Genomic DNA, 18,545 nt, shown 5'->3' on the forward strand with positions numbered 1-18,545 from the left:
AAAACTACTTTTATTGGAAATCTTATATTAAAAGCAAGGGGCCTTTCATATGTTAAAACCTATATTTGCAGCAACTGCTCTATCATCTTTCATTCTAATGGCTGGCTGTTCATCCGACATGACAAGCGAGCATGAAAAAGAGCAAAAAGAAGAACAACCGAGCTCCCAGGATACGGAGACGGAGACAGAAACCGACAAGAATAATGATTCAAAAGAATCGGCCCAACGCCAGGTGGAAGTTGATGAAACGGCTAAACCCGCACAGGCTGGCCTTCAGACGTTAGCCCATCCGGAAAGCATTCCTGTACTTGTCAATAAGCAATACAGCCTGCCTGAAGATTACAAACCTGCTGACCTTATCTATCCAAAAGTGGATTTCATCTTTGAAGATAAAATCGAAAAAAGAATGATGCGGGAAGAAGCGGGAAAGGCTCTTGAATTGATGTTCCAAGCTGCCGAAAAAGACAATATGCACTTTGCCGGCGTTTCCGCTTACCGCTCACACCAAACACAAATCACGGTCTTTAATAACTATGTGGCTAAGGACGGGGAAGAAAAAGCGAAAACCTACAGTGCAATGCCTGGGACAAGCGAGCATGAAACGGGCCTGGCGATTGATGTCACGACCCACGATGGTGCGTGCGCTGCCCAAGACTGCTTCGGTGATACGAATGAAGCGGCGTGGCTTGCTGAACATGCACATGAATACGGATTTATCATCCGCTACCCTGAAGGCAAGGAAAACATCACAGGTTATAAATACGAACCATGGCACATCCGCTATGTTGGTGTCGATACCGCAACTGAAATCTTTGAAGCGAAGATTACATTAGAAGAATACTACAATGCGGTACCAGTGGAAGCTGTATCGAATAAATAAAAAAAAGGTGCCCGGATGCGGCACCTTTTTTTATTAATCAAACGTTTGATTAAATCCTTTCATCTCCAACCAAGCCGGAATCGGTGACTAGTTTATAGGCATAAAAAACCTCCTATTCAATGTGGATGGCCACATTGAATAGGAGGAGAAATTACTATAATCGATCTTCTAGTCAGAAATTACTTCTTCAAGTTATAGAAAGATTTCAAGCCGCCATATACAGCCAAGTCACCAAGCTGGTCTTCGATGCGAAGAAGTTGGTTGTATTTAGCGATACGGTCTGTACGGGACATGGAACCAGTTTTGATTTGTCCTGCGTTTGTTGCAACGGCGATATCAGCGATCGTTGCATCTTCCGTTTCACCGGAACGGTGGGAAACGACTGCAGTGTAGCCTGCGCGTTTAGCCATTTCGATTGCATCAAACGTTTCAGTCAGTGTACCAATTTGGTTCACTTTGATCAGGATGGAGTTGCCGATGCCTTTTTCGATGCCTTCAGCCAATTTTTTCGTGTTCGTTACGAAAAGATCGTCACCAACAAGTTGAACTTTAGAACCGATGCGTTCCGTTAAAAGTTTGTGGCCATCCCAGTCATTTTCATCCAGGCCGTCCTCGATGGAGATAATAGGGAATTCATTCACTAGCTCCTCATAGAAAGCTACCATTTCTTCTGATGTAACACCATTGCGGCCTTCGCCAGCAAGATCATATTTGCCTGTTTCCTTGTTATAAAATTCAGATGAAGCTACGTCCATGCCAAGGTAGATATCTTCGCCTGCTTTGTAGCCAGCTTTTTCAATTGCCTCGATGATGACTTGAAGCGCTTCACGGTTTGAACCAAGGTTTGGCGCAAAGCCGCCTTCATCGCCGACTGCCGTATTCAAGCCTTTGGCAGAAAGGACAGATTTCAAGGCATGGAATACTTCTGCACCCATACGAACTGCTTCTTTGAAGCTAGGAGCGCCTACAGGAAGGATCATGAATTCCTGGAAGTCAACATTGTTATCGGCATGTGATCCGCCGTTAATGATGTTCATCATTGGAGTCGGAAGTTGTTTCGCATTGAACCCTCCAAGGTAACGATACAATGGTAAACCTGAAAATTCCGCAGCGGCATGGGCAGCAGCCATTGATACGCCAAGGATTGCATTAGCTCCCAAGTTTCCTTTGTTTTCAGTGCCATCCAATTCAATCATAGTAAGGTCAAGGCCTGCTTGGTTCGTTACATCCAAACCGATGACAGCTTCAGCAATGATATCATTTACATTATCGACTGCTTTTTGTACCCCTTTACCCAGGTAGCGAGATTTATCTCCGTCACGAAGCTCAACCGCTTCGTGTTCTCCTGTTGAAGCACCTGATGGTACGATTGCACGTCCGAAGTATCCGGACTCTGTTTGGATTTCTACTTCTATTGTTGGATTACCACGTGAATCTAGCACTTCGCGTGCATATACATGTTCGATGTACGGCATTATAAATCTCTCCTTTTCCTATTCACAATTTTATTTAGATAATAGGGATTTCCCTGTCATTTCAACAGGTTTTTCGACTCCAAGCAAATCAAGCATCGTTGGAGCTAAATCACCTAGGATACCACCTGTTCTTAATGTTACCTGATTTTTAGTGATAATGACAGGCACGGGATTCGTAGTATGGGCTGTCATGGGGTTGCCTTCAAGCGTTACGACTTCATCAGCATTCCCATGGTCAGCGGTAATAATTGCTGTACCGCCTTTTGAGACGATTAAATCGACAATCCTGCCTAGGCATTCATCCACCGTTTCAATCGCTTTAATTGTAGGCTCAAGCATCCCTGAATGACCAACCATGTCCGGATTGGCAAAATTCAAGAGAATGGCATCAAAGCGATCAGCCTCAATTTGTTCCACCAATGCATCCGTCACTTCATAAGCACTCATTTCAGGTTGTAAATCATATGTAGCGACTTTCGGAGAATTAATTAAAATCCTCTCTTCACCAGGAAACTTCTCTTCACGTCCGCCGCTCATGAAAAATGTCACATGCGGATATTTTTCTGTTTCAGCGATACGAAGCTGGGTAAGCTGGTTTTGGGAAAGTACTTCCCCTAATGTATTATCAAGATTTGTCGGATTAAATGCAACATATCCGTCAACTGTTTCTGAAAAATGTGTCAAGCAGACAAAATGGAGATGCTTCGGATGTCCAGGACCGCGGTCAAATGAGCGGAAATCCTCATTCGTGAACGTATTGGAAATCTGGATCGCCCGGTCTGGCCGGAAGTTATAAAAGATTACGGCATCATCATTTTTAATCGTTGCCACCGGTTTACCGTCTTCCGCCGTTATGACTGAAGGTATCACGAACTCGTCAAAAATACCATGTTCATAGGAATCCTCGACACATTCCATCGCGGAAGAGTAAGCAGGGCCATCACCATACACCATCGAACGGTAGGATTTCTCCACACGTTCCCAGCGCTTATCACGGTCCATCGAATAATATCTTCCGGATATGGTCGCAAACTGACCAACACCGATTTCCTTCATTTTCGCTTCCGCTTCCTTAATATAACCTTGCGCCGTTTTCGGCCCGACATCACGACCATCTAAAAATGCATGTACATATACATTTTTAACTCCTTCTTTAGCGGCCAATTTCAACAGGGCATACATATGATCAATATGACTGTGCACGCCGCCATCTGAAAGAAGACCGAAAAGATGAAGGTCCGTGCCTTTTTTCTTGGCATGGCTCATGGCATCGACCAAAGTTGGGTTTTGGGCAAACTCACCTTCACGGATAGCCAGGTTCACACGGGTCAGACTTTGATAAACAATCCGTCCTGCCCCGATATTCAAATGCCCCACTTCCGAGTTCCCCATTTGACCGGCAGGCAAGCCGACCGCTTCCCCGCTTGCAGTTAAATGGGAATGCGGATACTGTTCCCAAAAACGGTCAAAGTTCGGTTTTTTTGCATGAAAAACAGCATTTCCCTTTTCCTCGTTACGGCAGCCAAAACCGTCTAAGATGATAAGTGCCACAGGCGACTTACTCATAGTGACCAGCCTCCAGCAATTGTAAAAATGAATCGGATTTCAAGCTTGCACCGCCAACCAACGCACCGTCTATATCAGGTTGTGCCATGTATTCTTTAATATTCTCAGGTTTTACACTGCCACCGTATTGAATGCGGATGGCTGCAGCTGCTTCATTTGAAAATTTGTCTGCAACAACTGAGCGGATATGCGCACAAACTTCATTTGCATCTTGAGCAGATGACGATTTTCCTGTTCCAATCGCCCAAATCGGCTCATAAGCAATAACGGCTTGTTTCAATTGATCGTCAGATAATCCTGCAAGGCCTTTTTCAATCTGGCTGCCTACGAAATCATTCGTTTCGCCAGCTTCCCTTTGCTCAAGTGTTTCACCGCAGCAAACGATCGGGGTCAATCCGTGGGCAAAAGCGGCATGAGCTTTTTTATTAACGGCTTCATCCGTTTCGTTGAACATTTCCCGGCGTTCGGAATGACCAAGTATGACGTAGGATACACCAAGATCAGACAATGCGATTGGGCTGATTTCTCCTGTGAAAGCACCGCTATCTTCAAAGTGCATGTTCTGCGCCCCGATTTTCACATCGGTTCCTTTTGCTGCTTGAACCAGTTGATCCAAAAATAAAGCTGGAGCACATACAACCGTATCGATTACATCTTGCTTCGGAATCAAATTGCTCACTTCTTCTAAAAAGGCTGTAGCTTCAGATAAAGTTTTATTCATTTTCCAGTTTCCTGCAATAATCGGTTTACGCATTTGGTTTCTCATCCCTTCTAAAGTTGAAATATGTAACGGTCAGTCTTATTTATCGTTCAAGGCCACAACGCCAGGCAACTCTTTGCCTTCCATGAACTCAAGAGATGCACCGCCGCCAGTTGAAATATGGGACATCTTTTCTGCCAAGCCAAACTTTTCTGCAGCTGCGGCTGAATCCCCTCCGCCTACAATGCTGTACGTATCTTTTGCTTCCGCCAAGGCTCTAGCAACGGTTTTCGTTCCATTCGCAAATTTATCGAACTCGAATACACCCATTGGTCCATTCCAAATGACAAGTTTGGAACTTTTGATTACATCCGCAAATAACTCACTTGTTTTTGGACCGATATCAAGAGCCATTTTATCATTTGGAATAGCATCGATATCGACATTCGCTGTCTCAGCATCAGGTGAAAACTCAGCCGTTACGACAGCATCGATAGGCAAATGAAGCTTTACGCCTTTTTCTTTTGCACTTTCGATGAAAGATTTGGCCAATTCAATTTTGTCTTCTTCCAATAAAGAATTACCGATTTCATGACCTTGCGCCTTAATGAATGTATAACCCAGTCCGCCACCAATGATCAAGTGATCGACTTTTTCCAAAAGGTTTTCGATAACGCCTATCTTATCCTTTACTTTTGCTCCGCCAATTATAGCTGTAAAAGGCCGTTCTGGGTTGGATAGGGCTTTTCCCAGTACAGAAAGCTCTTTTTCCATCAGCAATCCGGCAACGGCTGGGAGATGGTGCGCTATTCCTTCAGTTGAAGCATGTGCACGATGCGCAGCTCCGAATGCATCGTTAACATAAACATCAGCAAGTGCAGCAAATGACTTCGCTAATTCTTGATCGTTCTTCTCTTCTCCTGGATAGAAACGAACGTTTTCCAACAACAGGATCTCGCCATCTTGCATGTTACCAATGATTGATTGAACGGTCTCACCGTAAGCTTCTTCTGCCTTTTGCACATCCTTGCCACTAAGTTCGCTTAGTCTTTCCGCAACAGGTGCTAGACGCAATTCTTCTACGACTTGTCCTTTAGGACGGCCAAGGTGGCTGGCTAAGATGACTTTAGCGCCTTGTTCTGTCAGATAGGAAATCGTCGGCAATGCAGCTTTGATTCTCGTATCATCCGAAATCTTTCCGTCTTGCATCGGCACATTGAAATCGACACGGCAAAACACGCGTTTCCCCTTTAATTCAATATCTCTAATCGACTTTTTATTCATAATCCAAGAACCTCCTTAGATATTGTTATCATATTTTTGATTTCTTTAGTCAAAAAGGGAGAGGGTAAATTTCCCAACTCCCCTTTTCTCTTTTTCATTATAGTCGGTTTCCAGGAAATTATCCAAAAACAAGAAATGTAAACGCTTGACTGATTAATGACTTACTAATAATATCATCTTCTGCCAAGTTTTTTTAGAGGTGTGATAAAAAAAACCTCACCTTGGTGAGGTTTTTTTTATTATTCTAATTACAATCCTTTTTTAGCCAAATAGTCGATTAAATCAACCACACGGCTAGAGTATCCTGTTTCATTATCATACCAAGATAATACTTTAACCATGTTTCCTTCCATTACCATTGTGGAAAGGGCATCAATTGTAGATGATGATGGGTTACCGTTATAGTCAGTTGATACTAGCGGAAGTTCGCTGTACTCAAGAATTCCTTTTAATTCACCTTCAGAAGCCTTTTTGAATGCTGCATTAACTTCTTCAACTGTTGTGTCTTTTTCAAGTTCTGCAACAAGGTCGACAACAGATACGTTTGGAGTAGGTACGCGCATTGCCATACCATTCAATTTCCCTTTAAGTTCAGGAAGAACAAGTGCTACAGCTTTTGCTGCCCCAGTTGTTGTAGGAATGATATTCTCGGCAGCTGCACGTGCACGGCGGTAATCTTTATGTGGCAAATCAAGGATTTGCTGATCATTTGTATAAGAGTGAACAGTAGTCATCATACCGCGTTTGATTCCGAATTGTTCATGAAGCACTTTAGCAAATGGAGCTAAGCAGTTCGTTGTACAAGAAGCATTGGAGATTACATGGTGGTTAGCTGCATCATATTTATCTTCGTTCACACCCATGACGATTGTGATATCTTCATCAGATGCAGGAGCAGAGATGATTACTTTTTTCGCGCCAGCTTCTAAATGCTTAGCTGCATCTGCACGTTTCGTGAAACGTCCTGTAGATTCTACTACTACTTCTACGCCTAGTTCACCCCATGCTAATTGTGCAGGGTCACGTTCAGCCAATACTTTGACTTTATGACCATCAACAACAAGGTAATCCCCATCAACTGTTACTTTTTCATTAAGAGATCCATGAATTGTATCGTATTGAAGAAGGTGCGCTAACATATTAGCATCCGTTAAGTCGTTAATAGCAACAATCTCTACCCCAGGATTACTCAATGCTGCACGAAATACATTACGTCCAATACGTCCAAAACCATTAATACCAACTTTTACTGCCATGAAAAATTCCTCCTTTTAAGTTCGCAAATATATTAAGGGGTGTAATTCCCCTGAATTAACTCTTGTGCCGCCGCTTCATCCGTGATTAAAACGGTTGATGAAGGTGCGCCTTTCATGTAGGAACGGATAGCCTTTGCTTTAGTTTTACCACCTGCCACAGTTATCACTCGCTTTTCAGGGCTAAGATCATCTAACTGAATGCCGACTGTCAAAACTTTATGAACAACTTTGCCGTTTTCATCGTAATAATAACCGAATGCCTCTCCTACAGCATTTCCATCTAACAGCTTCTTTAACATTTCTGGCGAAGAATTTCTTCTTTCTGCCATCGCCATGGCATCACCGATTCCATGAATGATCATATCGGCAGATTTGATTTGGGAAATCACTTCTTTAATTGCAGGTTCTTTCTGAAATGAAGCATAAACCTCACCGCTTAATTGATCGGGTACATATAACACTCTGTATGAGGCCTGTGCCTTCTGGGCCATTTTTTCGACAATCGTATTGGCCTGATTCTGCACTGCTTCACCAATTCCCCCGCGGGCTGGGACAAATGTCAATTTCTTCGACGCTTCATCAGGTGACAGCGAATCAGCCACTTCGGCCATTGTCGATCCGCCAGTAACCGCAATGATATTCTTTGAGTTCCATTCTCGTTTCATACGGATTGCACAAGCTTTACCCAATTCTTTTTTCACCCATGGGGTTTCATCACAATTTCCTGAGACAATAATGACCTCATCCACTTGCAATAAATCCTGCAATTGCCGTTCCATTATGTCTATACCCATTACTTCACGCATTATTCCTTCTAACTTATCCAGGATTTCAATCCCTTCATCAGTCAGCGTCATGCCAGAGCTGAATATGTTAACCAGGTTCTGACTTTTCAGAAAATCAACCTCGCCTCTAAGCGTACGCTCTGTCAAATTAAGGCTCACGGACAGACTGCGCCTTCCAACCGGCTGCATCATTTTGATATAACGCAGGATATCATATCTTTTTTGCATAACCATAAGGAAATCTGGTAATAATTTTCTTTGTACCTCGAGTAATGTACGCATATTTAAAACTCCTAAAAAGTTAAGTTGGACATTAAATGTCCCACGTAGTCATTTTCTGTCCCACTTAAAACAAAAAAATATTCCTGCTACATATTTTATTCTAGCAGGAACGGAATGTTTCTTCAAATGATTTGAAAAATTATTTTTCCAAAAGACGATTTAGAGCTGATTTATCAACATTCCCGAATTGAACGATATCATCTTTCCATTCTACGACAGGAATCATCAGCCCGAATTTCTCAAGTAAATCATCATCGGTATGGATATCGATTTCTTTATAGCCTATGCCTGATTCCTCTTTCACTTCTTCAAGCACTTGCTTAGCTTTATCGCATAACGGGCATTTATCCCTACTATATAAAACAAACGCATTTGATTCCAAACCACTCATCCTTTTCAATCATATCTTTTTCGTTTAGATGAAGAAGGGATACCTAATTGTTCGCGGTATTTGGCAACGGTTCGGCGTGCCAGGATAATTCCATGCTCTTCTTTCAACCGTTCTGCCAGATCTTGATCCGAAAGCGGCTTTTGTTTATTTTCCCCATTGATTGCTGCCTGCAGGCTCTTTTTTGCCTGCATGCCCGACATATCCTCATCAAGTCCGACTGACTGTAAAGAAGTAGTGAAAAATATCCGCATCTCTATCGTGCCAAATGGTGTCTGCACGTATTTCCCTTTGACCGCCCGGCTTACTGTGGACTCATGTATACCAAGTTCGTCGGCGATTTCCTTCATCGTCATCGGTTTCAAATAGTTCAGGCCATGATGAAAGCACGCCGGCTGTTTATCGACGATGCACTGAATGACCTTCAATATCGTTTCTTTCCTCTGTTGGATCCCTCTGGAAATCCATTGGTATTCCTGCCACTTATCCTGGATAAACCGTTGAACCCCCTGATCCTTATGGCTCTTCATACGGTTTAAATACCCTTTATCCACATTAAGATTAGGTGTGTTACCATCATAATTCCCGACAAGCAGCATGCCATCACGAACTTCCACGACCACATCCGGTACTATATAAGAAGGTTTTTCCTGAAAAAAGAGTGAAGCCGGTCGCGGGTTCAATGTCTGGACATAATCAAATACTTCTTGAATCTCCTTCATTGTAACACCGATTTTCTTACTTAGGTCTTTCCAGCGCTTTTCAGCAAAATCGAGGAAATGGTTTTCTATGATCGATTCTGCAAGCAGATTCACCCCTTCTGCTTGCACCTGAAGCAAAAGGCACTCTTGAAGATTTCTCGCACCAATTCCATGCGGCTCGAGTTCCTGTAAAATTGAGAGGCTTTCTTCCAAAACGATAGGAGATATACCTGGGATACATATATCATCCAGCTCAGTCCTCAAGTAACCGTTTTCATCAAGGTTATGAATTAATAGCAGCAACGCCTTCTGCTGCTCACCGGTAAGCTGCTGGTGATTCACCTGGGACATGATATGCTGTTCAAGCGATATAGTATCTTCACTGATCTGTTCAATCCAATAGTTGGCATCATACGTATTCTTAAGAGTCCGTTTCCCCTTTTTCCGGTCAAAAGTTGGCTGAAATAAAGCCGATGTTGGCTGATCTATGGACAGTAATGGATTCTCCACCATTTTATTTTCTAAAAAAGCCGATAGCTCCTGCGAGGAATATTGCAGCAATGTAATAGCTTGCATAAGCTCCTGAGTCATTGCCATCTTTAATGTTTGCTGTTGAAAAAGTCCTGCTTTCATATTCATACTCATCGATTCATCCCTCCCCCACTCCATTTTACATTATCAGGAGAAAATTCTACACAAAAACCCATGAAAACGCTTACGATTTTTTTCTGAATAGTTTATTTGTTTTAAATACTATATGTTAGAAATGCAAATTTAACAACTACTTTTAATGAAAAATCACCATTTTTCAATAGTGTGCGCGAATATTTTCAAGACAGGGCTTACATTACAGGATTCGATGGAATATTACGGAAATCGAGTGGATTCACCAAAAATCTTAGGAGCCCTCTTAAAAATGACCAATAAAAAATCCCCCACTTTATTAAGCAGAAGATTGGTAATGCCCTCGGCAGGAATCGAACCTGCATTTCAAGCTTCGGAGGCTTGCGTTCTATCCGTTGCACTACGAGGGCGTAATAGAAAATATTTTTTCAACAGACTTCATTATATGATAGATTCCCCTCCTTTGCAAGGGTTATCAGGTTTAAAACTTCGTCATTTGGGTATTATGGGTAATGTGGAAATTCATCCCTGTGCGGCATAATATATAAAGTAATCTATCGGGAAGGAGCCTTAGCCAGAAAATTGTCGAACAAATTATCCATTATAGGGTTTGTTTTGTTTGACCTAAATTGACCAAAAAGTGTATCATACATACATAAAGAATTTAAATGATTCTCTTAATCGAAGGAGGAAATGAACATGAATTTAATTCCTACAGTTATCGAACAAACAAGTCGTGGGGAGCGTGCCTACGATATTTACTCCCGTTTATTAAAAGACCGGATCATTATGCTAGGAAGTGCAATTGACGATAATGTATCCAACTCCATTGTTGCTCAATTACTATTTTTAGAAGCGGAAAATCCTGAAAAAGATATCACTCTATACATCAACAGCCCTGGTGGAAGCATCACTTCCGGTATGGCCATTTACGATACTATGCAATATATCAAACCTAATGTATCCACAGTATGCATCGGTATGGCCGCTTCCATGGGTGCTTTCCTATTGGCCGCTGGCGAAAAAGGCAAACGTTATGCGTTGCCAAACAGTGAGGTCATGATTCACCAACCACTTGGAGGAGCTCAAGGTCAAGCTACGGAGATTGAAATTGCTGCCCGCCGTATCCTTCACTTGAAAGATAAACTGAACCAAATCTTGGCAGAACGTACTGGTCAACCTATTGAAGTCCTTCAAAGAGATACGGAACGTGATAACTTCATGACTTCCGAAAGAGCCCTTGAATATGGCTTGATCGACAAAGTCATCACGCGCAGCATCCTTGATGATAAAAAAGACTCTAAATAATCATGCAACAAACGGCTCCGGAGAACGCCTTTTAGCGACTTCCGGAGCTTTTTTACATAATGAAAAAAAAGGATGCTCTTTTAAGCATCCTTTTCTTTTAACCCTCTTGCTGAACAAACTCTTCCAATGCCTCTAACGCTTCTTTCTCATCGCGTCCTTCGACGATTAACTTCACGGTCACGCCAGAACTGATGGCAAGGCTCATTAACCCCATTATACTTTTTGCGTTCACTTTCTTTCCTTCTTTTTCAAGAAAAACATCTGAATGAAAGCGGTTAGCTTCTTGTACAAAAAGAGCCGCCGGCCGCGCTTGCAAACCCGTTTTCAATTTTACCTCAACTTGCTTTTCCACCATCTTGATCTCCCCTGTTAGCTTTATTTTTTCGCAGCAATAGCCTCTCCCCCACGGAGCCTGTCAGCTATTTCATCAATCTTTCGTAATCGGTGATTAATCCCGGATTTACTGATGGTTCCCCCGGAAACCATTTCCCCTAGTTCCTTTAAGGTTATATCCTGAAACGCTATCCTAAGCTCCGCAATTTCCCGAAGCTTATCCGGTAAAATGCCTAATCCCACCGTATCCTCGATATAATGGATATTTTCAACCTGGCGTAATGAGGCCCCGATCGTTTTGTTTAAATTGGCTGTTTCACAATTCACAAGCCGATTCACTGAATTACGCATATCACGGACAATCCTTACATCTTCGAACCTTAATAAAGCTGAATGGGCGCCAACTATACTTAAAAACTCGGCAATCTTTTCGGCTTCTTTCAAATAAATGATGTACCCTTTCTTGCGTTCAAGCGTCTTGGCCTTCAAGCCAAACTTATTCATTAGCTCACAAAGGGCATCATTGTGCTCTTTATAAAGTGAGAAAATTTCTAGGTGATAGGAAGACGTTTCTGGATTATTCACCGAACCCCCCGCAAGAAATGCACCTCTTAGGTAAGAACGCTTACAGCATTTCTTCCCAACAATAGTATCGGATATAGCATGGAGAATTTCAAAGCCATCTCCTAAAATTTCCAAATCGGTTAAAACCCGCTGCCCTCCGGATGACATCCTGACAATATATACATTATTCTTTTTAAGCTTCATCTTTTTACGGACCAACAGCTCGACCTGGACCTCATAACTTTTTTTCAGCAGCGTATAAATCCTTCTGGCAATCGCAGCATTCTCAGTTTGAATATCCACAACAAGCTTCCGATTAGAAAATGAAAGGGATCCGTTCATCCGGATAAGCGCACACAATTCCGCTTTACCGCAGCAATCCTTTCCCTCTAATGTAGTAAGCTCTTTTTTCGTTTCTGAAGCAAAAGACATCCATTTCACCCCCAATCGAACGCAGGTAATCTATTTTTATCAATCAAAAAACCGTCCCCGCTTATATCTACGGTGCAATGTGGCTTTTTGTTTCATTTACAAGCATATTATAGAGCAAATCCGCCACTTTTTTCGTGTCATGGCGTATTACATTCCCTTCATAGCTAAAAATGCGTTCTTGTATGATTTCAAGCCCCATCATTTTTAAACTTTCCACATCATACATGACCGGTTTAGCATATTCAGCTTGATAGCGTTGCTGAATTTCGGTTGGTATTTCCTCATTATTAACAAGTATCCTGTCAATATATGCATTTCCCATATGGTCATATATCGCTTTTATATGATCGCTCGCGGTATAATCCAGCGTCTCTCCGGCTTGTGTCATCAAATTGCAAATGTACACCTTCTTCGCCTTCGAACGGGCAACCTCTTCGCCTAAACCAGGAACAAGTAAGTTAGGCAGAATGCTAGTATATAGGCTCCCTGGACCTATGACAATAAGATCTGCCTGTTTGATTTCCTGGAGAGTTTCACTGAGCGGCTTTATATGATGAGGAGACAGAAACACTTTTTTTATTTTCTTTCCTGAGAAGGGGATCTTGGATTCTCCTGTAACAATCGTTCCGTCCTCCATCTCCGCATGGAGAACCACACTTTGGTTGGCCGCCGGAAGCACTTTACCGCGCACATTAAGAAATTTACTCATTTCCTGGATCGCATGGACGAAATCCCCGGTCAGCGAGGTCATTGCCGCCAGTATCAAATTCCCCAGCGAATGCCCGGACAACTCATTTTCACTCTGAAAGCGATGTTGAAACATTTGTTCAACAAGGGGCTCTACATCCGATAACGCAGCCAGCACGTTACGAATATCACCCGGAGCGGGAATATCCATATCCTCGCGAAGGCGGCCTGAACTTCCACCATCATCAGCTACCGTTACGATTGCCGTTATATCAACCGGATGCTTCTTTAACCCTCTCAACAAAACAGGAAGGCCGGTTCCCCCTCCAATGATCACAACCTTAGGTTGTTTCTTTTTATCTAACATCTGCTTTCCCCTTACTTTTTTCGATATCGCGATGTGATACTTGAACCCTGTAATCCTTCTTGAAGTGGTTTGAAATATACTCCGTCAATGCTACAGAACGGTGCTGACCGCCTGTACACCCTATCGCAACAACAAGCTGTGCTTTTCCTTCACGTTTATAATATGGAAGCATGAACGCAAGCAAATCAGTAACTTTTTCCAAGAATTTTTGCGTCTCACTCCATTTTAAAACGTAACTCGACACTTCCTGTTCCAAGCCAGTCCTTGGCCTCATATGGTCAATATAATATGGATTTGGCAGGAAACGTACATCAAACACAAGGTCGGCATCTATGGGCAGACCATGCTTGAACCCGAACGACATGACATTGACTGTAAAACCGACACTTTTATCGGCAGAAAACTCCGAAGCGATTTTCTCCCTCAATTCACGCGGTTTCAGTTGGGAAGTATTAAAGATCAGCTGAGCCCTTCCCTTCAATTCGTCCAATAGTTCCCGTTCCATTTTAATGCCTTCCAATGGGCGGCCTAATGGAGCAAGTGGATGGGTCCTTCTCGTTTCCTTATATCTGCGGACCAAGGAATCGTCATCAGCTTCAAGAAAAAGGATTCTTGGTGATACTGCAGCTGAATCCGTTAAATTATCCAGTGCAAGAAATAAGGAATCAAAAAACTCCCTCCCCCTCAAATCCATGACAAGAGCCACTTTATTCATCTTATTCCCTGAGTCCTTCATTAACTCCAAAAACTTTGGCAATAGCGTGGGCGGCAAATTATCGACGCAAAAAAAGCCGAGGTCTTCAAAACTTTGAACCGCCACTGTCTTACCCGCTCCGGACATTCCGGTAATGATGACCAATTGCGTTTCACTCATCTGCCCTGTACTCATAGTTTCTCCGCCCCCATGTATAGCAATCTTTTTTATATGTGAAAATTAACCTGGATCCAATCGGTAAGAAAGCAGCTTAAACTCAGGTGTATAGGTAAAGGTTCCATAAATGATCCCACTTCCATGAACCATATAGTCCAGGATGTGAAAATCACCTTCAGCCATCATCAGCTTTTTAACATCTTCGACCGGATGCCAGCTTAGTTCCCCTTCTTCACAAACATCCACATTTACACCATCGGAATCCGTTGCAAAGAAAGTGAACATCATCCATTCCGACAATACCTTATCTCCGTCCTTCATAATGAAGGTGAAAATACCTTTGATGGAAGGGTTTTTTAAATAAACGCCCGTTTCTTCACGATATTCCCTAATACAAGCATCGCGTACAGATTCCCCAGGCTCCATCTTTCCGCCTGGAGCTACCCACCATCCGCGTCTAGGCTTTTTCAATAAGAGGATTTGATTATCCTTGATCAATACACAGTTTGTGACACGTTGCACGTTCTTCACCTCAATTGGCTCTGCTCGACTATAGAAACCTTCACCCCCCGTGTTGAAGAGATTCAGTTTATATCCTTAAACCGCCGCTAGATATCCATTTGGCGATTTACAAATGCTAATAGTTCAAACAAGTTGTATTTTTCATCTTCTTACCATTATGAAAGATATATATATGTTTAGTATATCTTATCATTATACTATTTTTGAAATGAGCTAACAATAAAGTAAACTTCCTGCATTGGGATTGGGGGAATATTCATTCGCATGGAATCACGAAGATAAGCCTTTATCCTGCTTAACTCCTATTCTTCTCCACTTTCGCTGTCTAAATGCAAAGGGCGGGCTTACTTCACATTATAAATCATTTGAGCACATCCTAAAAATTGGAACTAAAGAAATAGTCTTAAAGCAGGACACAAAAAAAAGGACACAGAAACTTAATCTGTGTCCTTAAACGTTTATAATTAAAGGGGGTCAACTTCTATCCATACTATACCCAATCATTATTTCACGCATGTTACAACATCGTTAAAACGGAATTACGATTGTATATTCTAGTGAAATCAAGCCTTAGGCTGCAATTTTTCTTGAAGTTCCTCAACAAAATGCTGGGCGGATTGAGCGGCAATGCTTCCATCGCCTGTAGCTGTAACGATTTGGCGCAATGTTTTTTCACGAACGTCACCAGCAGCAAAAATACCAGGGACGCGTGTTTCCATCCGGTCATTCGTTTCAATATAGCCTGTGGAATTCAAGATGCCCAAGTTCTCAAATGGTTTAGTTAGCGGAAGCATTCCGATATAAATGAATACACCGTCTGCGTCCATCACTGTCTCTTCTCCGTTTTCAGTGGAAACTAGTGTGACACCGCCGACTTTGCCGCCTTTTTCATTGATTTCCTTCAAAGTATGATTCCAGATGAAGTCAATTTTCTCATTGGCAAATGCACGATCTTGAAGAATCTTTTGAGCACGAAGTTCGTCACGTCTGTGAACGATCGTCACTTTTGAAGCAAAGCGGGTTAAGTACACACCCTCTTCAACAGCAGAGTCTCCGCCGCCGATAACGAATAGTTCTTTTTGCTTGAAGAATGCACCATCACAAACTGCACAATACGATACACCGCGGCCGCCCAATTCTTTTTCGCCGGGAACGCCGATTTTCTTGTATTCGGCACCAGATGAAATGATGATTGAACGTGCCTTGAATTCCTTGGAACCGGCTTTGATCGTTTTATACTCTTCACCGTCGATGATTTCCTTAACATCCCCATAGGCATACTCCGCACCGAATTTCTTTGCATGGTCAAACATTTTCGTTGAAAGTTCAGGTCCGAGTATAGTGTCGAATCCAGGGTAATTTTCAACTTCCTCTGTATTGGCCATTTGCCCGCCCGGTACTCCGCGTTCTAACATCAATGTTGAAAGGTTCGCACGTGATGTATAGACAGCCGCCGTCATCCCTGCAGGACCCGCTCCAATAATAACAACGTCATAAATTTTTTCAGACATGTTTTCACTCCTCCATATTCCATTACAAATGGAACCTTCACTACGGTTAGTGTTCCCTACCTATTATCCTATATAACAAATAATTTTTCGTCCAAATATCTGCTCATCCAAGCAAGGTTTGAACCAACTTTACGTACTTTGATAAGGTGGACACCGATATGAAATGTTTGTCTGCGATTGCCTGTTTGCTCGCCTTCTCATTTTTAAGCTGATACCACACGTATTCCACCGCTGATGCCCATCCTGCTGGATTATTTAGCTTCTGCTCGGATTTCACCGCTTCGATGAAGACGGAAAACCACATTAAATACAGCCCGGCTTCATTTAATTGTATCGGTTGGAAATGCTGATATAATAACTCAGCTGTGCGATCGGCAAAATCAATCGGTGTTAATTGACGATCTTTAGCAGGAGCTTGAACAAGTTCGGCATAATCACGTTCCAAATCAGTGAAATTCTGATTAAGGTTGAGGACCTGGTTTTTCAATAGCTTCTGTTTATGAACCGAATGTTTCAGAAGGAAAATGGCAAACAGCCTTTCTTCGATGAATTCACTTTCCAGCCTTTTTATAATAGAAGGAAAATGATGTTCAAAACCATCTGAAGTTGCATTCATATCTCCCCACGGCTCCATGCCTTCCTTTTCCGGGTTCATTTCCACTACCTTTTTCCATGCCTTTTTGGCAGCCTGTTCATGGCCTAGGTGGTAAGCGGAAATGGTTAACCAATAGTAGAAGGTTCCATCTCCCTCGAACCCTTGCCTTTGGAGTACTTTAAGCCATTTATATGCAGAAGCATAGTTTCCGATCAAAGCGAAGGTCGCTCCAAGCTTGAAACGATGTTCGGATAGCATCGGCCTAATTTTCTCCAGCATGTGTATGAGCTCTTCAACCTTTGCTTCATCCTGTTGATAATGATGAAAAACAACAAGGTTACAAAGCGCATGCAGGTTTCCAGGACTTTTTTCCAGTACCTCATCAAGTGTTGCAAAGGCTTCATTTACTTGACCAAGATAGAAATAGGCAAGTGCCAGGTTATTATAAGCGGACCAGTAATCCTCGTACTCGGCAATCGTTTCTTTCAGTACTTCGATTGCCTTTGGAAAATTGCCTGATTCAAGGTACTCACGGGCTTGTTCCTGTTTGGTAATGAGCCCATCATGCTTAAAGGGATTTTCTTCTGACTCATCCGACTCAAAAGTTATCAGTTCAAGCAGGTCCTCTGCGTCATCGCTGAACTCCCCGTCTTCTTCTTTATCAAGATAAGCACTGGCGTGACGATAAGCCTCCTTGAACATGCCTAAGTGGGCATAATTATTCGCCAGGAAGTAATGACATTCCGACATATAGGGATCCATCACATCCAAGATGTTTTCCAAGAGGTTGTTTGAATAATTATATTCTCCGATTTCCGAGCAAGTGATTGCCAATTGACAGGCTATCATCGGTTCAGCGGGTTCAAGTTCCAGCGCACGTTCCAGGTATTTTTTTGATTTAGGTAGTTCTCGTCTATGATAAGCTTTTAAACCCTTGGTGAAATAATACTCACCTGTTGGGTGAAAAGTTAGAATTTTTGCCTGTTGGCCAAATTTAGAGTCTTTACTCATGTAATCCTCCATCTTCAAGTTGATTAACCATAGTATTATAACATATTGGAGTAAATTTGCCGAACAATTCAAGAAAATGGAAAATGGGAATCGCCATGCTTTCTTCAAGAAAAAATTGACGTATATTCCTAGTCAAATGGGGAGCCAGGATTGCTGCTCGTTGTCGTAAATACACACAAAAGGGGTTGGAAAATATCTCTTTCATGTTCCCGAACAAAGCAACACCTTCAAATCTCAGGTATGGTTTCTACCAAAAGTTTGTAGCAAAAGTTGATTGGGGCGGGTGTGCGAGACTCCGGCTTAGAAAAGCCCGTGGAAAGCGGGTGCCTGGATCGATAATCAACGTCCAAATTGTACAAGCCATAAAAAAACTGAAGAGAAACTTGATTTTCATCGAGTTTCT

General features: G+C 42.4%; 17 protein-coding genes and 1 tRNA gene. 2 read left to right on the forward strand and 16 right to left on the reverse strand.

Going from position 1 to position 18,545, the window contains the following annotated elements:
* Positions 1–49: 49 nt before the first annotated feature.
* The gene (locus ACIQZD_RS15520; protein ID WP_402904277.1) at positions 50–880 is read left to right on the forward strand and encodes a M15 family metallopeptidase; all 831 of its coding nucleotides are present in this window, start codon (positions 50–52) and stop codon (positions 878–880) included.
* A 179-nt stretch (positions 881–1,059) separates the two neighbouring features.
* Here the strand turns inward: ACIQZD_RS15520 and eno are convergent, their stop codons facing one another.
* The 9 genes from eno to ACIQZD_RS15565 all read right to left on the reverse strand — a co-directional run bounded on the left by eno (position 1,060) and on the right by ACIQZD_RS15565 (position 10,351).
* On the reverse strand, positions 1,060–2,355 hold the full coding sequence (gene eno / locus ACIQZD_RS15525) for a phosphopyruvate hydratase (RefSeq protein WP_034309992.1): 1,296 nt from the start codon (positions 2,353–2,355) through the stop codon (positions 1,060–1,062).
* A gap of 30 nt (positions 2,356–2,385) precedes the next feature.
* Positions 2,386–3,921: a 2,3-bisphosphoglycerate-independent phosphoglycerate mutase gene (gene gpmI, locus ACIQZD_RS15530; protein ID WP_402904280.1), complete on the reverse strand. Its 1,536-nt coding sequence runs from the start codon at positions 3,919–3,921 to the stop codon at positions 2,386–2,388.
* On the reverse strand, positions 3,914–4,675 hold the full coding sequence (tpiA, locus tag ACIQZD_RS15535) for a triose-phosphate isomerase (RefSeq protein ID WP_402904284.1): 762 nt from the start codon (positions 4,673–4,675) through the stop codon (positions 3,914–3,916). The genes gpmI and tpiA overlap by 8 nt, the downstream gene beginning before the upstream one ends.
* 45 nt (positions 4,676–4,720) lie before the next feature.
* Positions 4,721–5,905, reverse strand: a complete 1,185-nt coding sequence (locus ACIQZD_RS15540; protein WP_402904287.1) for a phosphoglycerate kinase — start codon at positions 5,903–5,905, stop codon at positions 4,721–4,723.
* Between the two features lie 248 nt (positions 5,906–6,153).
* Positions 6,154–7,161, reverse strand: a complete 1,008-nt coding sequence (gap, locus tag ACIQZD_RS15545; RefSeq protein ID WP_076368241.1) for a type I glyceraldehyde-3-phosphate dehydrogenase — start codon at positions 7,159–7,161, stop codon at positions 6,154–6,156.
* Between the two features lie 32 nt (positions 7,162–7,193).
* Complete coding sequence (locus ACIQZD_RS15550; protein WP_402904291.1) at positions 7,194–8,228, reverse strand: sugar-binding transcriptional regulator; 1,035 nt, start codon at positions 8,226–8,228, stop codon at positions 7,194–7,196.
* Positions 8,229–8,367: 139 nt separating this feature from the next.
* On the reverse strand, positions 8,368–8,619 hold the full coding sequence (locus ACIQZD_RS15555; RefSeq protein ID WP_137023278.1) for a glutaredoxin family protein: 252 nt from the start codon (positions 8,617–8,619) through the stop codon (positions 8,368–8,370).
* A gap of 5 nt (positions 8,620–8,624) precedes the next feature.
* On the reverse strand, positions 8,625–9,962 hold the full coding sequence (rpoN, locus tag ACIQZD_RS15560) for an RNA polymerase factor sigma-54 (RefSeq protein ID WP_350445729.1): 1,338 nt from the start codon (positions 9,960–9,962) through the stop codon (positions 8,625–8,627).
* Positions 9,963–10,279: 317 nt separating this feature from the next.
* Positions 10,280–10,351 (reverse strand) — tRNA-Arg (locus ACIQZD_RS15565).
* Between the two features lie 289 nt (positions 10,352–10,640).
* Here ACIQZD_RS15565 and clpP point away from each other — a divergent pair.
* Positions 10,641–11,249 (forward strand): ATP-dependent Clp endopeptidase proteolytic subunit ClpP, encoded by a 609-nt coding sequence (gene clpP / locus ACIQZD_RS15570; protein WP_063233960.1) that lies wholly within the window; start codon positions 10,641–10,643, stop codon positions 11,247–11,249.
* Positions 11,250–11,346: 97 nt separating this feature from the next.
* Here the strand turns inward: clpP and ACIQZD_RS15575 are convergent, their stop codons facing one another.
* The 7 genes from ACIQZD_RS15575 to ACIQZD_RS15605 all read right to left on the reverse strand — a co-directional run bounded on the left by ACIQZD_RS15575 (position 11,347) and on the right by ACIQZD_RS15605 (position 18,142).
* Positions 11,347–11,604, reverse strand: a complete 258-nt coding sequence (locus ACIQZD_RS15575) for an HPr family phosphocarrier protein (protein WP_101223717.1) — start codon at positions 11,602–11,604, stop codon at positions 11,347–11,349.
* Positions 11,605–11,624: 20 nt separating this feature from the next.
* Positions 11,625–12,578: a DNA-binding protein WhiA gene (whiA, locus tag ACIQZD_RS15580; RefSeq protein ID WP_101223718.1), complete on the reverse strand. Its 954-nt coding sequence runs from the start codon at positions 12,576–12,578 to the stop codon at positions 11,625–11,627.
* A 67-nt stretch (positions 12,579–12,645) separates the two neighbouring features.
* The gene (locus tag ACIQZD_RS15585; RefSeq protein WP_402904298.1) at positions 12,646–13,632 is read right to left on the reverse strand and encodes a gluconeogenesis factor YvcK family protein; all 987 of its coding nucleotides are present in this window, start codon (positions 13,630–13,632) and stop codon (positions 12,646–12,648) included.
* Positions 13,622–14,521, reverse strand: a complete 900-nt coding sequence (rapZ, locus tag ACIQZD_RS15590) for an RNase adapter RapZ (protein WP_214743933.1) — start codon at positions 14,519–14,521, stop codon at positions 13,622–13,624. The genes ACIQZD_RS15585 and rapZ overlap by 11 nt, the downstream gene beginning before the upstream one ends.
* Before the next feature lie 45 nt (positions 14,522–14,566).
* Positions 14,567–15,025: an NUDIX hydrolase gene (locus tag ACIQZD_RS15595; RefSeq protein WP_063233957.1), complete on the reverse strand. Its 459-nt coding sequence runs from the start codon at positions 15,023–15,025 to the stop codon at positions 14,567–14,569.
* A 563-nt stretch (positions 15,026–15,588) separates the two neighbouring features.
* Positions 15,589–16,536: a thioredoxin-disulfide reductase gene (trxB, locus tag ACIQZD_RS15600; RefSeq protein ID WP_350300537.1), complete on the reverse strand. Its 948-nt coding sequence runs from the start codon at positions 16,534–16,536 to the stop codon at positions 15,589–15,591.
* Positions 16,537–16,639: 103 nt separating this feature from the next.
* Positions 16,640–18,142 (reverse strand): tetratricopeptide repeat protein, encoded by a 1,503-nt coding sequence (locus ACIQZD_RS15605; RefSeq protein WP_402904303.1) that lies wholly within the window; start codon positions 18,140–18,142, stop codon positions 16,640–16,642.
* Positions 18,143–18,545: the final 403 nt, after the last annotated feature.

Source organism: Peribacillus sp. NPDC096447, assembly GCF_044762725.1.
Lineage (GTDB): Bacteria > Bacillota > Bacilli > Bacillales > DSM-1321 > Peribacillus.

What these genes read in the sequence shown, in the direction of transcription:
- ACIQZD_RS15520 (WP_402904277.1), top strand. Translation starts at nt 50, where the DNA reads ATGTTAAAACCTATATTTGCAGCAACTGCTCTATCATCTTTCATTCTA.
- ACIQZD_RS15605 (WP_402904303.1), bottom strand. Translation starts at nt 18,142, where the DNA reads ATGAGTAAAGACTCTAAATTTGGCCAACAGGCAAAAATTCTAACTTTT.
- gap (WP_076368241.1), bottom strand. Translation starts at nt 7,161, where the DNA reads ATGGCAGTAAAAGTTGGTATTAATGGTTTTGGACGTATTGGACGTAAT.
- rpoN (WP_350445729.1), bottom strand. Translation starts at nt 9,962, where the DNA reads ATGAGTATGAATATGAAAGCAGGACTTTTTCAACAGCAAACATTAAAG.
- ACIQZD_RS15540 (WP_402904287.1), bottom strand. Translation starts at nt 5,905, where the DNA reads ATGAATAAAAAGTCGATTAGAGATATTGAATTAAAGGGGAAACGCGTG.
- ACIQZD_RS15575 (WP_101223717.1), bottom strand. Translation starts at nt 11,604, where the DNA reads ATGGTGGAAAAGCAAGTTGAGGTAAAATTGAAAACGGGTTTGCAAGCG.
- ACIQZD_RS15585 (WP_402904298.1), bottom strand. Translation starts at nt 13,632, where the DNA reads ATGTTAGATAAAAAGAAACAACCTAAGGTTGTGATCATTGGAGGGGGA.
- trxB (WP_350300537.1), bottom strand. Translation starts at nt 16,536, where the DNA reads ATGTCTGAAAAAATTTATGACGTTGTTATTATTGGAGCGGGTCCTGCA.
- clpP (WP_063233960.1), top strand. Translation starts at nt 10,641, where the DNA reads ATGAATTTAATTCCTACAGTTATCGAACAAACAAGTCGTGGGGAGCGT.
- ACIQZD_RS15550 (WP_402904291.1), bottom strand. Translation starts at nt 8,228, where the DNA reads ATGCGTACATTACTCGAGGTACAAAGAAAATTATTACCAGATTTCCTT.
- rapZ (WP_214743933.1), bottom strand. Translation starts at nt 14,521, where the DNA reads ATGAGTACAGGGCAGATGAGTGAAACGCAATTGGTCATCATTACCGGA.
- gpmI (WP_402904280.1), bottom strand. Translation starts at nt 3,921, where the DNA reads ATGAGTAAGTCGCCTGTGGCACTTATCATCTTAGACGGTTTTGGCTGC.
- ACIQZD_RS15555 (WP_137023278.1), bottom strand. Translation starts at nt 8,619, where the DNA reads ATGAGTGGTTTGGAATCAAATGCGTTTGTTTTATATAGTAGGGATAAA.
- tpiA (WP_402904284.1), bottom strand. Translation starts at nt 4,675, where the DNA reads ATGCGTAAACCGATTATTGCAGGAAACTGGAAAATGAATAAAACTTTA.
- whiA (WP_101223718.1), bottom strand. Translation starts at nt 12,578, where the DNA reads ATGTCTTTTGCTTCAGAAACGAAAAAAGAGCTTACTACATTAGAGGGA.
- eno (WP_034309992.1), bottom strand. Translation starts at nt 2,355, where the DNA reads ATGCCGTACATCGAACATGTATATGCACGCGAAGTGCTAGATTCACGT.